15 protein-coding genes are annotated in these 13,441 nt (G+C 68.8%); 14 read left to right on the top strand and 1 reads right to left on the bottom strand.

What is annotated here, in order from left to right; genetic code table 11:
- The first annotated feature begins 37 nt into the window (after positions 1 to 37).
- From nifA to HHAL_RS01390, 14 genes are all read left to right on the top strand, one after another.
- On the top strand, positions 38 to 1,615 hold the full coding sequence (gene nifA / locus HHAL_RS01455) for a nif-specific transcriptional activator NifA (protein ID WP_011813099.1): 1,578 nt from the start codon (positions 38 to 40) through the stop codon (positions 1,613 to 1,615).
- 185 nt (positions 1,616 to 1,800) lie between these two features.
- A complete protein-coding gene (gene nifB, locus HHAL_RS01450) occupies positions 1,801 to 2,856 on the top strand; it encodes a nitrogenase cofactor biosynthesis protein NifB (RefSeq protein WP_011813098.1) in 1,056 nt (351 codons plus the stop codon).
- The gene (locus HHAL_RS01445) at positions 2,853 to 3,446 is read left to right on the top strand and encodes a nitrogen fixation protein NifQ (protein WP_011813097.1); all 594 of its coding nucleotides are present in this window, start codon (positions 2,853 to 2,855) and stop codon (positions 3,444 to 3,446) included. Before nifB ends, HHAL_RS01445 begins: the two co-directional genes overlap by 4 nt.
- The gene (gene nifV, locus HHAL_RS01440; RefSeq protein ID WP_011813096.1) at positions 3,446 to 4,591 is read left to right on the top strand and encodes a homocitrate synthase; all 1,146 of its coding nucleotides are present in this window, start codon (positions 3,446 to 3,448) and stop codon (positions 4,589 to 4,591) included. The genes HHAL_RS01445 and nifV overlap by 1 nt, the downstream gene beginning before the upstream one ends.
- An 11-nt stretch (positions 4,592 to 4,602) precedes the next feature.
- Positions 4,603 to 4,938 (top strand): nitrogenase-stabilizing/protective protein NifW, encoded by a 336-nt coding sequence (nifW, locus tag HHAL_RS01435; RefSeq protein ID WP_011813095.1) that lies wholly within the window; start codon positions 4,603 to 4,605, stop codon positions 4,936 to 4,938.
- Positions 4,938 to 5,903: a nitrogen fixation protein NifZ gene (locus tag HHAL_RS13680; RefSeq protein WP_011813094.1), complete on the top strand. Its 966-nt coding sequence runs from the start codon at positions 4,938 to 4,940 to the stop codon at positions 5,901 to 5,903. The genes nifW and HHAL_RS13680 overlap by 1 nt, the downstream gene beginning before the upstream one ends.
- Positions 5,881 to 6,762 carry an SIR2 family protein gene (locus HHAL_RS01425; protein WP_011813093.1) on the top strand — a complete coding sequence of 294 codons (882 nt, stop codon included), beginning with the start codon at positions 5,881 to 5,883 and terminating at the stop codon, positions 6,760 to 6,762. Before HHAL_RS13680 ends, HHAL_RS01425 begins: the two co-directional genes overlap by 23 nt.
- 93 nt (positions 6,763 to 6,855) lie before the next feature.
- Positions 6,856 to 7,326 carry a DUF411 domain-containing protein gene (locus HHAL_RS01420; protein WP_011813092.1) on the top strand — a complete coding sequence of 157 codons (471 nt, stop codon included), beginning with the start codon at positions 6,856 to 6,858 and terminating at the stop codon, positions 7,324 to 7,326.
- Between the two features lie 318 nt (positions 7,327 to 7,644).
- A complete protein-coding gene (gene nifH, locus HHAL_RS01415) occupies positions 7,645 to 8,520 on the top strand; it encodes a nitrogenase iron protein (RefSeq protein ID WP_011813091.1) in 876 nt (291 codons plus the stop codon).
- 15 nt (positions 8,521 to 8,535) lie between these two features.
- On the top strand, positions 8,536 to 10,002 hold the full coding sequence (gene nifD / locus HHAL_RS01410) for a nitrogenase molybdenum-iron protein alpha chain (protein WP_011813090.1): 1,467 nt from the start codon (positions 8,536 to 8,538) through the stop codon (positions 10,000 to 10,002).
- 90 nt (positions 10,003 to 10,092) lie between these two features.
- Positions 10,093 to 11,664 (top strand): nitrogenase molybdenum-iron protein subunit beta, encoded by a 1,572-nt coding sequence (nifK, locus tag HHAL_RS01405; RefSeq protein WP_011813089.1) that lies wholly within the window; start codon positions 10,093 to 10,095, stop codon positions 11,662 to 11,664.
- 26 nt (positions 11,665 to 11,690) lie between these two features.
- Positions 11,691 to 11,891, top strand: coding sequence for a 4Fe-4S binding protein (locus HHAL_RS01400; protein ID WP_041594994.1), 201 nt, complete (start codon positions 11,691 to 11,693; stop codon positions 11,889 to 11,891).
- A gap of 14 nt (positions 11,892 to 11,905) precedes the next feature.
- Positions 11,906 to 12,613 carry a dinitrogenase iron-molybdenum cofactor biosynthesis protein gene (locus tag HHAL_RS01395; protein WP_041594993.1) on the top strand — a complete coding sequence of 236 codons (708 nt, stop codon included), beginning with the start codon at positions 11,906 to 11,908 and terminating at the stop codon, positions 12,611 to 12,613.
- 59 nt (positions 12,614 to 12,672) lie between these two features.
- Positions 12,673 to 12,957, top strand: coding sequence for a 2Fe-2S iron-sulfur cluster-binding protein (locus HHAL_RS01390; RefSeq protein ID WP_011813086.1), 285 nt, complete (start codon positions 12,673 to 12,675; stop codon positions 12,955 to 12,957).
- Between the two features lie 72 nt (positions 12,958 to 13,029).
- Here the strand turns inward: HHAL_RS01390 and HHAL_RS01385 are convergent, their stop codons facing one another.
- Complete coding sequence (locus tag HHAL_RS01385; protein WP_011813085.1) at positions 13,030 to 13,398, bottom strand: hypothetical protein; 369 nt, start codon at positions 13,396 to 13,398, stop codon at positions 13,030 to 13,032.
- Positions 13,399 to 13,441 lie beyond the last annotated feature (43 nt).

Raw genomic sequence — 13,441 nt, 5'->3', positions numbered from 1 at the left:
GGCTACGCCCAACAGAGAGGCGAGTGAAGGAGGATTCATGGAAAACCCCATGCCCGTCGGCCCCCGCGAGCGCGCCCGGGCCGAACTGGTCGAGGCCCAGCTCGAAGCGCTCTACCAGGTCAGCCGCGTCCTCTCCCGCAGCCTCGACCTGCGCGATACGCTCCAGGCCGTGCTCGAAGTGCTCCACGAGCACGCCGACATGCACTCCGGGATGGTCGCCCTGCGCGACCCGGTGCGCCGCGAGACCATCGTCCGCGCGCTGCACGGTCAGACCCCCTCCAATGAGGTCATCTACCGTCCCGGCGAGGGGATCGTCGGCGAGATCCTCAACCAGGCCGAGCCGCTGATCGTCCGGCGCATCTCCGCAGAGCCTCGGTTCCTCGATCGGCTCGGCCTCTACGATCCGGATCTGCCGTTCATCGGCGTTCCCATCAACGGTCCCGGCGAACACGACCCGCCGGTGGGCGTGCTCGCCGCGCAGCCCGCCGCCGACGAGGGCGCGTTGCTGGCGGAGCGTTCGCGGTTCATGCAGATGGTCGCCAATCTGGTCGCCCAGACCGTGCGCCTGGCCACCGAGGTCGAGCGCGAGCAGGCGGCCATTGTCGATGAGCGCGATCGCCTGCGCCGGGAGGTGCAAGAGAGCTACGGCTTCGAGAACGTCATCGGCCGCACCCCGGCCATCCGCCGCGTCTTCGAACAGGTGCGCCGGGTCGCACAGTGGAGCACCACGGTGCTGCTGCGCGGCGAGTCCGGCACCGGCAAGGAGCTGCTGGCCAACGCCATCCACTACAACTCGCCGCGGGCCGACGCGCCCTTCGTCAAGCTCAACTGCGCGGCGCTGCCCGACAGCCTGCTCGAGAGCGAGCTCTTCGGCCACGAGAAGGGGGCGTTCACCGGCGCCGTGCAGAGCCGGGTGGGGCGTTTCGAGCAGGCCGACGGCGGCACCATCTTCCTCGACGAGATGGGCGAGATCTCGCCGGCCTTCCAGGCCAAGCTGCTGCGCATCCTCCAGGAGGGGGAGTTCGAGCGGGTGGGCAGCACCCGCACACGGCATGTGGATGTGCGCGTGCTCGCCGCCACCAACCGCGATCTGGAGGCGGCGGTCGCTGCCGGCGAGTTCCGCGAGGACCTCTACTACCGGCTCAACGTGATGGCCATCACCATGCCCGCGCTGCGCGAGCGGCTCGAGGATGTCCCGGAGCTGGCTCGCTTCCTGGTCGGACGCATCGCCGACGTTCAGCAGCGGGCGCTGGATATCTCCGACGACGCCATCCGTACGCTGATGCGCTACCACTGGCCGGGCAATGTCCGCGAGTTGCAGAACGCCCTGGAGCGGGCGGCGATCATGAGCGAGGACGGCCACATTGATCACGAGGCGCTGCTCCTCGCCGGCATCCCCGAAGACGGTTCGGGGCCCGCCGGCAATGGAGTCTTGCCTGCCGGGCCGGCGGCGCCGGATCCCAACGACCCGGCGCTGGATGAGCGCGAGCGGGTGATCGCCGCCCTTGAACGCACCGGCTGGGTGCAGGCCAAGGCGGCGCGCCTGCTGGGCATGACGCCGCGGCAGATCGCGTACCGGATCAAGACCCTGGATATCCCGGTGAAGAGCCTGTGAGCGGCGGGCCGAAGCGTGGCGGAAACGACATGCGGCTGTGGGGTTTGCGACACATCCGGCACGCAGCGGCACCGGGGCACCGGCGAAACGGGCGGTTAGCCGATTCGCAGATCCGGCATGAGGGTTGCATTGACACGGGCAGGCCCGACCGGAGCCCGGCTCCGGTCCCGACGGAGGGAGAGACAATGGACGCAAGCGGCTCCACCATCTGCGACCCGGAAGCCGGGTGTCCCGGTGTCGGTGGCGCGGGGGCACCCGGCGACGGGCTCGAGCACCTGCCCGAGGCGCTGCGCGCCAAGGTCCGGGACCACCCCTGCTACTCCGAGCGCGCCCACCACCACTTTGCGCGGCTGCACGTGGCCGTCGCCCCGGGTTGCAACCTCTCGTGCAACTACTGTAACCGCAAGTACGACTGCGCCAACGAGTCCCGCCCCGGGGTGGTCTCCGAGGTCCTCACCCCCGAGGAGGCGGTGGCCAAGACCCTGGCGGTGGCCGCGGAGATCCCGCAGCTGTCGGTGGTGGGCATCGCCGGCCCCGGCGACGCCCTGGCCAACCCGCGGCGTACCTTCGAGACCTTCGAGCGCATCCGCGAGGTCGCCCCGCAGCTGCGCCTGTGCCTGTCCACCAACGGCCTGGCGCTGCCCGACTACGTCGACGATCTGGTGGCCCTGGATGTGGAGCATGTCACCGTCACGGTCAACGCCATCGACCCGGAGATCGGTGCGCAGATCCACCCGTCGATCCTCTTCGAGCACCGCCGGCGGCGCGGCCTGGAGGCGGCCCGGATCCTGCTCCAGCGCCAGCTCGCCGGGATCGAGGCCCTGGCCGAGCGGGGGGTGCTGGTGAAGGTCAACTCGGTGGCTATCCCGGGGATCAATCACCAGCACCTGCCCGCCGTGTCGCGGGTGGTCCGGCAGCGCGGGGCGTTCCTGCACAACGTCATGCCGTTGATCTCCGATCCGAGTCACGGCACCCACTTCGGCCAGATCGGCCAGCGCGGCCCCACCGACGCGGAACTGCTCGGGCTGCGCGCCGCCTGCGCCAACGATATTGCGGTGATGAGCCACTGCCAGCAGTGCCGCGCTGATGCCGCCGGGATGCTCGGCGAGGACCGCGGCGCGGAGTTCAGCCGCGCCCGCGTGGCCGGGCTGTCCCTGGATCCGGAGGCGGTGCGCGTCCGCCAGGAGGCGGCCTGGCAGGCCCTGGATGAGCAGCTGCGGGAAGAGGAGGGCACCCCATGAACGGCACTGAGACAACGCCGACGGCCCCCGTGGGCCGGGTCTTCTGGCCGCACACCTGCGGCGGCATGCTCGCCGAGGCCACCGGTCTACCCAACGATCAGCCGCTGGCGCAGCTGGTAGCGGCCTGGCTCAGCGGCGAGAGCGTCCTGCCGGCCTGGATGGGGCTCGAGCCCGGTGACTACGTGGCCATGATGGCCCGCCACTTCCCCGGTGTTGGCGCGGTGACGCCGTTCCCCGATCCGCCAACACTCGCCCGGCCGCTGGCCGACGAGCAGGCCGATGTGGCCGATCTGCTGCTGCGCTACCGGCGCGGTGCCGATCGCTCCGAGCGCTGGCTGGCGCAGATCGTCGCCGCTGGCTGCCTGGGGCGCGACCACCTGTGGCAGGACCTGGGGTTGCGCTCGCGCAAGGAGCTGACCCGGCTCATGCAGGCGGGTTTCCCCGCGCTGTGTGCCTTGAACGACCGCGACATGAAGTGGAAGAAGTTTCTCTATAAGCGGCTCTGCGAGGAGACCGGGATCTACACCTGCCGGGCGCCCTCCTGTGACGCCTGCAGCGATTTCTCCGAATGTTTCGGGCCGGAGGCGTGATGGCCGGGGTAGTGATCGACGATACGACCCTGCGCGACGGCGAGCAGTCCGCCGGGGTGGCCTTTACCCGCGCCGAGAAGCTCGCCATCGCCGCGGCGCTGGATCGGATCGGGGTGCCGGAGCTGGAGGTGGGCATCCCGGCCATGGGCCCCGAGGAGCGCGCCGACATCCGCGCCCTGGCGGAGTCCGGGGTGTCGGCGCGGCTGCTGGTCTGGGCGCGGATGCGCGAGACCGACCTGCAGGCGTGCGGCGGCCTGGGCGTCTGGGGAGTGGATGGCTCCATCCCGGTCTCCGATCAGCAGATCGCCCACAAGCTGGGGCGGGATCGTCGCTGGGTGCTGGGCCGGATTGATGCCTGGGTCCGCCGGGCCCGGGTGCAGGGGCTGGAGGTCAGCGTCGGCGGCGAGGATGCCACCCGGGCCGATCCGGAGTTCCTCGTCGAGGTGGCGCGGTGTGCGGAGGCGGCCGGAGCGCGGCGGCTGCGCATTGCCGATACGGTGGGGATCGCCGAGCCCTTCGCGGTCTGCGAAGTGTTCCAGCGTCTGCGCGCCGCCACGGATTTGGAGCTGGAGATGCACGCCCACGACGACTTCGGTCTGGCCACGGCCAACTCCCTGGCCGCGGTGCGCGGTGGGGCCACCCACGTCAATACCACCGTCTGCGGCCTCGGCGAGCGTGCCGGGAACGCCGCCCTGGAGGAGGTGGTCCTCGGTCTGCACCGGCTCTGCCATCGGCCCACGGGGGTCGATACCGCCGGCCTGACCGCTGTGGCGGCGCTGGTGGAGGCGGCCTCGGGGCGGCCGGTGCCCTGGGGCAAGAGCGTGGTCGGCGCCGGGGTGTTCCGCCACGAGGCCGGGATCCACGTCGATGGGCTGCTCAAGGATGCCCGCAACTACCAGGGCCTGGATCCGGATGAGGTCGGGCGGTGCCATGAGCTGGTCCTCGGCAAGCACTCCGGGACCCGCGGCGTCCAGGCCGCATGCCGTGAGGCGGGGGTGGATCTCGACCGTGAGCAGGCCCGCGCGCTCCTGCCCCTGATCCGGCGCTGGAGTGTCACCCATAAGCGTGCCCCGAGTGCGGATGAGCTGCGCGCGCTGGTGGTCGAGGGGGCGGTTACAGCCGCCAACGGTGCCGTCGAGGCCTAGAGGAGGTTGCCATGAAGTGGTTGGAGGCATTGGAACCGGAGAGCGAGGAAGGGCTTGAGGGCATCGAGGCTTGGCTGGAGGGTTTGGGGGTGGCCCACGACCCGCAGCTGGTGCGGGTCTATCGGCTGCACATCCTCCAGCGCTTCCACGATTACGCCACCGCCGAACCGCCGTCCCACCCGGCGGAGGCCGAGGCCCACGCCCGGGCGCTGCTCCAGCGCGCCCACGACGATTTCGTCGGCTCCGATGCCCGTAGCCAGGCGGCGTTGCGGATCCATCGCCAGGCGGCCCGCGGGGCCACCGCGGAGGTCCCGGTGGCGCACATCGGCCGCGGGAGGGTCGGCTGATGCTCCCGCAGTTCAGGATCGGCGCGGCGGTGCGGGTGACCCGCAACATCCGCAACGACGGCACTTACCCCGGCGTGGCCCGGGGTGAGTTGCTGGTCCCCCGGGGGAGTGTGGGTTACGTCCGGGATGTCGGGACGTTCCTGCAGGATCAGATCATCTACACCGTCTTCTTCCTGGATCAGGATCGCATGGTCGGTTGTCGCGAGGAGGAGCTCATGGATGCAGCCAGCCACTGGGTGGAGACCCGCTTCGAGTGTCGTGACCGTGTGACGCCCACCCGCCGTCTCGCGGTCCAGGGCGAGGTGGTGGCCGAGCCTGGGGCCGTCGGCGAGATTCTCCGCGTGGTGCGCGATGCCCCGACCGGGCCGGCCTACCAGGTGCGCTTTCCGGGGCACACCCTGCAGGTCCCGGAGCACGCCCTGGCGGCGCTGGCCGCCGAGGTGCCGGCGGTCACCGACGAGGACGTGGAGCGCTTCTACCACGAGAACCCCGAGCGGTTTCGGCGCGACGAGACGCGCACCGTGCGCCACCTGCTGATCACCATCAACGACGATTTCCCGGAGAACACACGGCAGCGGGCCTGGGCGCGGGCCGAGAAGCTGACTGGAAAGCTGGCCGCCGATCCGCGGGGGTTTGCCGCCGCCGCCGAGCGCCACTCCGAGTGCCCCAGTGCCCTGCACGGCGGGCTGGTAGGTCGGGTGCCCCGGGGGCAACTGCACGAGGAGCTGGATGCGGCCCTGTTCGAGATGGCTGCCGGTGAGGTGCGCGGGCCGGTGGAAACGGCGATGGGCCTGCATGTGCTCCTTTGCGAAACCATTCACCCGCCGGACGTTGCGCCGCTGGACGACGAGCTTCGGGAACGGATTCGCGGGGCGCTGCAGGAGCAGCGGGCCCGGCAGGTCCAGCGGGATCGGGCGCGGATCGGCCAGGGAGGGGAAAGCCATGAGCCATCCGGGGTTGGATGAGGAGCGGTTGAAGCGGTGGACCCAGGGGTTTGCCGACGGCAGTGTCGTCCCGGTGCTCGGGCCGGGGGCCCTGGAGGGGGCCCGACATCCGGAGACCGGCGACGCCATGCCCGCCGACAACGAGCGGCTGATCCTTGCCCTGAATCAGGGGCGGCCCATGTCGCCGGTGCTGATGCACGAGTTCTCCCGGGCGGCGATGAAGATCGAACAGGATTACGGTCGCCCCTATCTGGAGCGCTTCCTCTGCGCCTGCTTTGGTGAGGTGCCGTGGACCCGCGCCCCGGTGATCGACTGGCTGGCGCAGCAACGGCCGGCGTGGGTGGTCGACCTGAATCGGGATACCCAGCTTCAGGACGCCTGGGCCGGCACCCCGCACTTGCTGGTCCAGGGCATCGCCCGGGTCACCGGCGGTCGGCGCTACCGGGTCTTTCGCCACGACGGCATCGGCTATCACGAGCTCCACGACGAGGCGGCCGAGTCGCCGCCGACGCCCTCGGGCCCGGTGCTGTTCAAGCCGCTGGGCACGCCGCGGCCCGATCCGAGCTTCGTTGCCTCGGACGCTGATTTTGTGGACTACCTCACCGAGCTGATGGGCGGTTTCGCCCTGCCGCGCTTTCTCAAGGAGCGGCGGCGCGGCGTGCGCTACCTGAGCCTGGGGGTGCGCTTTACCCGGGATACCGAGCGCATGCTCTTTACCGAGATCACCCAGGAGGCCGGGGAGCCTAAGGGGTGGGCCCTGCTTCCGGCCACCGCCGGGAAGGAGCGGCGCTACCTGGCTCGCCACGGCGTGACCGTGATCGAAGCCTGCGCCCGGGACCTGGCCGAGCGGGCCGCCCGCGAGACGCCCCAGCGCGCTTGAACCCCCTCGGTCGGCAAGAAGGGGGTGGTATCCGGGTTGCGTTATGTCAATAATGGGTCCGGTGCCATGGTCAGCCGAGGAGGAGCGGGGCCGATGCGACGCAACTGGATCTATGCCGGCGTTCTGGGCGCGGTCGGGGTGGTCGGTGGGGCCAGCTACGCCGTGCTCGGCGGCGGCACCGACGAGGGCGTGGTTACCGTCTACAAGACCCCGACGTGTGAATGCTGCGCGGACTGGGTCACCCACCTGCGTGAGGAGGGCTTCGAGGTCGAGCCGGTGGTGACCGAGCAGCGCGAGATCAACCAGGTCCGGCGCAGCCACGGGATCACCCCGGAACTGGTCTCCTGCCACATGGCCGTGGTCGACGGCTACGCGGTGGAGGGCCATGTCCCGGCCGCCGATATCCGGCGCATGCTGGAGGAACAACCGTCGATCAGCGGTCTCTCCGTTCCCGGTATGCCCATCGGGTCGCCGGGGATGGAGATCCCCGGCCAGCCCGCCGAGTCCTTCCAGGTCCTCGCCTTCAACGAGGCCGGGCAGACCGCCGTCTACAGTGAGCACTGACGCCTCCCTCCGCTCCGTCGGGGAGTGGACACCCCCCTTGTCCGGTCCCCGACAACCCCCACCCGGTTGTGTCGGACTTGCCACGGGTGCCGGGCCGGCGAAAGCCGCCCGCGGCGGTGCCTTGGGCCCGTTTTTCTGAGCCTTCCTGATCGTCCGAATTTTTTCGATAAGTCCGTAAAATCAGCCCCTTGGGTGTGGCCTGCGGCGGGTCGCGGCCGCCGCAGGCGTCTCTCCCGAGCCTCCTGGCATGGCGGTTGCAGAACCGGGGTGCGAGCCGCTGAGGCGGCCGAAATAACCATCGGTCAGGAGGGATCTTCAATGAGACAGGCAGCGATCTACGGCAAGGGCGGCATCGGCAAGTCCACCACCACGCAGAACCTGGTGGCGGCGCTGGCCGAGAAGGGCAAGAAGGTGATGATCGTCGGTTGCGATCCGAAGGCCGACTCCACCCGCCTGATGCTCCACGCCAAGGCCCAGAACACGGTCATGCACCTGGCCGCCGAGGCGGGCAGTGTCGAGGACCTGGAGCTCGAGGACGTGCTGCAGGTGGGCTACGGCGACACCAAGTGCGTCGAGTCCGGCGGCCCGGAGCCGGGTGTGGGCTGCGCCGGGCGCGGTGTCATCACCGCCATCAACTTCCTCGAGGAGGAGGGCGCCTACACGGACGATCTCGACTTCGTCTTCTACGACGTTCTCGGCGACGTGGTCTGCGGCGGCTTCGCCATGCCCATCCGCGAGAACAAGGCCCAGGAGATCTACATCGTCGTCTCCGGCGAGATGATGGCCATGTTCGCCGCCAATAACATCGCCAAGGGGGTCGTCAAGTACTCCAGCTCTGGCGGTGTCCGCATGGCCGGGCTGATCTGTAATTCCCGCAACACCGACCGCGAGGACGAGCTCATCGAGAACCTGGCCAGCCGCCTGGGGACCCAGATGATCGGCTTCATCCCGCGGGACAACATGGTCCAGCACGCCGAGATCCGGCGCATGACGGTCATCGAGTACAACCCGGAGTGCAACCAGGCCGACGTCTACCGCGAACTGGCCGACAACGTCATCAACAACAAGAACCTGGTCGTGCCCACGCCACTGTCCATGGACGACCTCGAGGACCTGCTCATGGAGTTCGGCATCCTTGAGGAGGAAGACGAGTCCATCGTCGGGCAGAAGGCTGACGAGAGCGCTTCGGCGTAAGGGGGGATCACCAACATGAGCAACTTGACGCAGGAAGAGGCCCAGGCGGTGATCGAGGAGGTCCTCGAGGTCTACCCCGAGGCCACCCGCGCGGAACGGGACAAGCACCTGGCCGCCGTCGGCCCGGATCAGCAGCCTAGCAAGTGCGTGACCTCCAACCGCAAGTCGGTCCCCGGGGTGATGACCCAGCGCGGCTGCGCCTACGCCGGCTCCAAGGGTGTGGTCTGGGGGCCGATCAAGGACATGGTGCACGTCTCCCACGGCCCGGTGGGTTGTGGTCAGCTCTCCCGGGCCGGCCGGCGCAACTACTACACCGGCCATACCGGGGTGGACACCTTCGGCACCATCAACTTCACCTCAGACTTCCAGGAGCGGGACATCGTCTTTGGTGGCGACCCGAAGCTGGAGAAGATCGTCGACGAGATCGAGATGCTCTTCCCGCTGAACAAGGGCATCACCGTGCAGTCGGAGTGCCCCATCGGGCTGATCGGCGACGACATCGACTCCGTGGGTCGGCAGGCCACCGAGCGCCTCGGTAAGCCGGTGATCCCGGTGCGCTGCGAGGGGTTCCGCGGCGTGTCGCAGTCCCTCGGCCACCACATCGCCAACGACACCATCCGCGACCACGTCCTGGAGAACCGCGAGGGCGACGGCCGCCAGGCCGGGCCCTACGACGTGGCCATCGTCGGCGACTACAACATCGGTGGCGACTGCTGGGCCTCGCGCATCCTGCTCGAGGAGATGGGCCTGAACGTGGTGGCGCAGTGGTCCGGCGACGGCACCCTGGCCGAGATGGAGAACACGCCCAAGGTCCAGCTCAATCTCCTGCACTGCTACCGCTCCATGAACTACATCTGCGAGCACATGGAGAAGACCCACGGCATCCCGTGGATGGAGTTCAACTTCTTCGGGCCGACGCGGATCGCCCAGAGCCTACGCGAGATCGCGGCGCAGTTCGACGAGACCATCCAGGCCAACGCCGAGCAGGTCATCGCCAAGTACCAGCCGACCATGGAGGCGGTGATCGCCAAGTATCGGCCGCGGCTCGAGGGCAAGAAGGTGATGCTCTACGTCGGCGGGCTGCGCTCGCGCCACGTCATCGGGGCCTACGAGGACCTGGGCATGGAGGTCATCGGCACCGGCTACGAGTTCGCCCACGACGACGACTACGACCGCACCTACCCGGAGCTCAAGGAGGGGACGCTGGTCTACGACGACGCCAACGCCTTCGAGCTGGAGCGTTTCATCGAGCGGGCCCGACCGGACCTGGTGGCCGCCGGGATCAAGGAGAAGTACGTCTTCCAGAAGATGGGTCTGCCGTTCCGGCAGATGCACTCCTGGGACTACTCCGGGCCGTACCACGGCTACGACGGCTTCGCGATCTTCGCCCGGGATATGGACATGACCCTGAACAACCCGGTCTGGGATCGCATGACTCCGCCGTGGAAAGCCACCGGTGAGCCGGCCTCCAAGGCGGCCTGACCACTCGCAGCCAGGGGCGGGCCGGAGGCCGGCCCGCCCGATCGAGGCAAGGCGCCGTCGATCCGTCGCGGCGCAGCTGGAGGAAGCGCAATGAACGAAGACACCGAAGCCATCAAGCCGTGCTACCCGCTGTTCCGGGATGACGACTACCAGCAGGTTCTCAACCGCAAGCGGCAGGAGCACGAGGAGGGCGTCGATCAGCAGACCATCGACGAGACCTTCCAGTGGACGACCACGCCGGAGTACCAGGAGCTGAACTTCTCCCGCGAGGCGCTGACCGTTGACCCGGGTAAGGTTTGCCAGCCCCTGGGCGCGGTGCTCTGCTCGCTGGGGTTCGAGAAGACCCTACCCTACGTCCACGGCTCCCAGGGCTGTGTGGCGTACTTCCGGACCTACTTCAACCGCCACTTCAAGGAGCCGGTGGCCTGCGTCTCCGACTCCATGACCGAGGACGCGGCGGTCTTCGGCGGTCACAAGAACATGAACCAGGGGCTGCAGAACGCCTACCAGATCTACCAGCCCGAGGTGATCGCCGTCTCCACCACCTGCATGGCCGAGGTCATCGGCGACGACCTCAACGCCTTCATCGGCAACGCCAAGGACGAGGGGTATCTGCCCCAGGAGGTCCCGACCCCGTTTGCTCACACGCCGAGCTTTGTCGGCAGCCACATCACCGGCTGGGACGGCATGTTCGAGGGCCTCATCCGCTACTTCACCATCAATGAGATGGAAGACAAGCAGCCGGGCAGCAACGGCAAGCTCAACCTGGTGCCCGGCTTCGAGACCTACCTGGGTAGCTACCGCTGGGTCAAGCGCGCCCTGGATGAGATGGGCGTGGAGGCCTCGGTGCTCAGTGATCCCACCGAGGTGCTCGACACCCCGGCCGACGGCGAGTACCGGATGTACGCCGGCGGGACGCCCATCGACGAGGTCCGCGATGCGCCCAACGCCCTGGACACGCTCCTGCTCCAGCCCTGGGCGCTGACCAAGACCAAGAAGTACGTCAAGCAGACCTGGAAGCACGACTGCCCCGAGGTGCAGGTGCCCATCGGCCTCGAGGCGACGGACAACTTCCTGATGCAGGTCTCGCAGATCACCGGCAAGCCGATCCCCCCGTCCCTGGAGAAGGAGCGCGGGCGGCTGGTGGACATGATGACCGACTCCCACCAGTGGCTGCACGGCAAGCGCTTCGCCCTGTGGGGGGATCCGGACTTCGTCATGGGCATGACCCGCTTCCTCACCGAGCTCGGCGCCGAACCGCGCCACGTGCTCTGCCACAACGCCAACAAGCGCTGGGGCAAGGCGATGCGCGCCATGCTCGAGCAGACGCCCTACGGGGAGAGCGCCCAGGTCTACGTCGGCAAGGATCTGTGGCACATGCGTTCGCTGTGCTTCACCGACAAGCCCGACTTCATGATCGGCAACTCCTACGGCAAGTTCATCCAGCGCGACACCCTCTACAAGGGCAAGGAGTTCGAGGTCCCGCTGATCCGCCTCGGCTTCCCGATCTTCGACCGGCACCACCTGCACCGCAACAGCATCTGGGGCTATGAGGGGGCGATGTACATCCTCACCACCATCGTCAACGAGGTGCTGGACCGGCTCGACGAGGAGACCCGGCACATGGGTGTCACCGACTTCAACTACGACCTGGTCCGCTGATCGCGGCGATCGAGGGAGGGAAGAGCATGGCCATGAAGATCGATCCCGAGCTTTGCACCAGCTGCGGCGACTGCGAGCCGGAGTGCCCCGAGGCGGCCATCAAGCGCAACAAGATGGGCCTCTACGAGATCATCGCGGACCGCTGTACCGAGTGCGAGGGCCACTTCGAGATGCCTCGCTGCGAGGAGGTCTGCGAGGTGGACGAGTGCGTGGTCCCGGCGGACTGAAGGAGGGGGACGGCATGCAGCAGGACGCCTCACTGCAACCGGAGCTGGCCCTGCGCATCGGGCTGGCGGCCCGGGAGCTCCCGGAACTCGACGTGTCGCAGTTGGTGCGGGTGCTCACCGCACTACTCGGCGCCCCGCTCACTGCCGAGAAGCTCGCCGGGGTGACCCCGCGAGGGTTGCGCGACGCCGGCGGTGCCCACCACCTGGAGGCCGTGCAGCAGGCCCCGGCAGCGCGCCTGGAGGCCGCGTGCCGGGCCCTGCACGGCGAGGAGGCGGCGACGGACCCGGTCCCCGAGCCGGAGTCGGGCCCGTCGCCGGAGGGCGCCATCCGCGTGGCCTGCGCCTCGAATACCGGCGAGGAGTTGGACGGCCACTTCGGGGCCTGCACCCGCTTCCTGATCTATGACGTCGCCGCCACCGGCTGCCGGCTCGCCGACGTCCGGCCCGTGGCCGAGGCGGTGAGCGGCAGCGGTACGCGGCGGGATGATCGGATCGGCGCCCGGGTGGCGCTGATCGCCGACTGCCAGGTGCTTTACTGCTGCTCCATCGGCGGGCCGGCGGCGGCCAAGGTGGTCAACGCCGGGGTCTTCCCCATGAAGCGCGACGTGGGCGGTGCCGCCGGGGGGCACATGAAGGAACTCAGCGCGGCGCTGGCCAAGCGCCCACCGCCGTGGCTGGCGAAGCTCATGGCCGGGCGGTCGGCGGCAGCACCGGCCTCGTAGCCGCACGCCGGGTCGGGCCGCAACCAGAATCTAACTAGAAACGATAAGGAGTCAAAGGGATGGCTAGAGCCCAGGTAACGTTCAAGGACATCGATCTGACCGTCAGCGCACCCGCCGGGACCCGGGTGATCGAGCTTTCGGAGAAGGTCGGTTCGGGGATCGTCTACGGTTGCCGCGAGGGGGACTGCGGCACCTGTCTGTGCCAGGTGGTGGAGGGGCAGGAGAACCTGAGCCCGCCTTCCGAGCTGGAGCAGAAGCTGTTGCGCGAGCACTTCGCCGGCAAGCAGCAGCGCATCGCCTGCCAGGCGCAGATCCTCGGTGACGTGACGCTGAAACCGGCCTGATCCGCGCAGGGCGGGCCGGATACCCCGCGGGGCGGCGGCTGGGGGGACGCCGTCCCGCGGGGTCTTTGCGATTCAGCGCTTATGCTGCTTGAGGTGGAAGGCCTGCCCACCAAGGGCGATCAGGTAAAAGGGCATCAGCACGGTGCCCACAGCCACCACCATGGCGATCAAGCCGAGGAAGCTCAGCCCTTGGCCCACCCCGGCCATCATCCACAGACCGAGGATCAGCAGCAGCGCTCCGGGCAGCGCCTGGGCGGCCGGCGGCAGCTTGGCGGCGATGCCGGGGATGACGAGGATGAACAGCGCCAGGGCCATGATCGCCATGAGGATCCCGCCGAACCAGTGAGCGCCGGCCGTGGCCGCGACGGCACCGAGCACGCCGGTGGCGACTGCCACCAGGAAGGCGACGAGCTCGAAGCGCATGTGTTCCTTTTGCAGCATGGGTAGCTCTCCTGTTGAGTATCGGATTCTCCGGGGCCGCGGC

Origin of the sequence: Halorhodospira halophila SL1 (assembly GCF_000015585.1) — a bacterium.
Taxonomy (GTDB): Bacteria; Pseudomonadota; Gammaproteobacteria; order Nitrococcales; family Halorhodospiraceae; genus Halorhodospira; species Halorhodospira halophila.
The sequence above is the reverse complement of the archived record's forward strand: the minus strand, read 5'-3'. Positions and strand labels throughout refer to the sequence as shown.

What these genes read in the sequence shown, in the direction of transcription:
- HHAL_RS01385 (WP_011813085.1), bottom strand. Translation starts at nt 13,398, where the DNA reads ATGCTGCAAAAGGAACACATGCGCTTCGAGCTCGTCGCCTTCCTGGTG.
- nifK (WP_011813089.1), top strand. Translation starts at nt 10,093, where the DNA reads ATGAACGAAGACACCGAAGCCATCAAGCCGTGCTACCCGCTGTTCCGG.
- nifA (WP_011813099.1), top strand. Translation starts at nt 38, where the DNA reads ATGGAAAACCCCATGCCCGTCGGCCCCCGCGAGCGCGCCCGGGCCGAA.
- HHAL_RS13680 (WP_011813094.1), top strand. Translation starts at nt 4,938, where the DNA reads ATGCTCCCGCAGTTCAGGATCGGCGCGGCGGTGCGGGTGACCCGCAAC.
- HHAL_RS01395 (WP_041594993.1), top strand. Translation starts at nt 11,906, where the DNA reads ATGCAGCAGGACGCCTCACTGCAACCGGAGCTGGCCCTGCGCATCGGG.
- HHAL_RS01400 (WP_041594994.1), top strand. Translation starts at nt 11,691, where the DNA reads ATGGCCATGAAGATCGATCCCGAGCTTTGCACCAGCTGCGGCGACTGC.
- HHAL_RS01390 (WP_011813086.1), top strand. Translation starts at nt 12,673, where the DNA reads ATGGCTAGAGCCCAGGTAACGTTCAAGGACATCGATCTGACCGTCAGC.
- nifV (WP_011813096.1), top strand. Translation starts at nt 3,446, where the DNA reads ATGGCCGGGGTAGTGATCGACGATACGACCCTGCGCGACGGCGAGCAG.
- nifD (WP_011813090.1), top strand. Translation starts at nt 8,536, where the DNA reads ATGAGCAACTTGACGCAGGAAGAGGCCCAGGCGGTGATCGAGGAGGTC.
- HHAL_RS01420 (WP_011813092.1), top strand. Translation starts at nt 6,856, where the DNA reads ATGCGACGCAACTGGATCTATGCCGGCGTTCTGGGCGCGGTCGGGGTG.
- nifB (WP_011813098.1), top strand. Translation starts at nt 1,801, where the DNA reads ATGGACGCAAGCGGCTCCACCATCTGCGACCCGGAAGCCGGGTGTCCC.
- HHAL_RS01445 (WP_011813097.1), top strand. Translation starts at nt 2,853, where the DNA reads ATGAACGGCACTGAGACAACGCCGACGGCCCCCGTGGGCCGGGTCTTC.
- nifW (WP_011813095.1), top strand. Translation starts at nt 4,603, where the DNA reads ATGAAGTGGTTGGAGGCATTGGAACCGGAGAGCGAGGAAGGGCTTGAG.
- nifH (WP_011813091.1), top strand. Translation starts at nt 7,645, where the DNA reads ATGAGACAGGCAGCGATCTACGGCAAGGGCGGCATCGGCAAGTCCACC.
- HHAL_RS01425 (WP_011813093.1), top strand. Translation starts at nt 5,881, where the DNA reads ATGAGCCATCCGGGGTTGGATGAGGAGCGGTTGAAGCGGTGGACCCAG.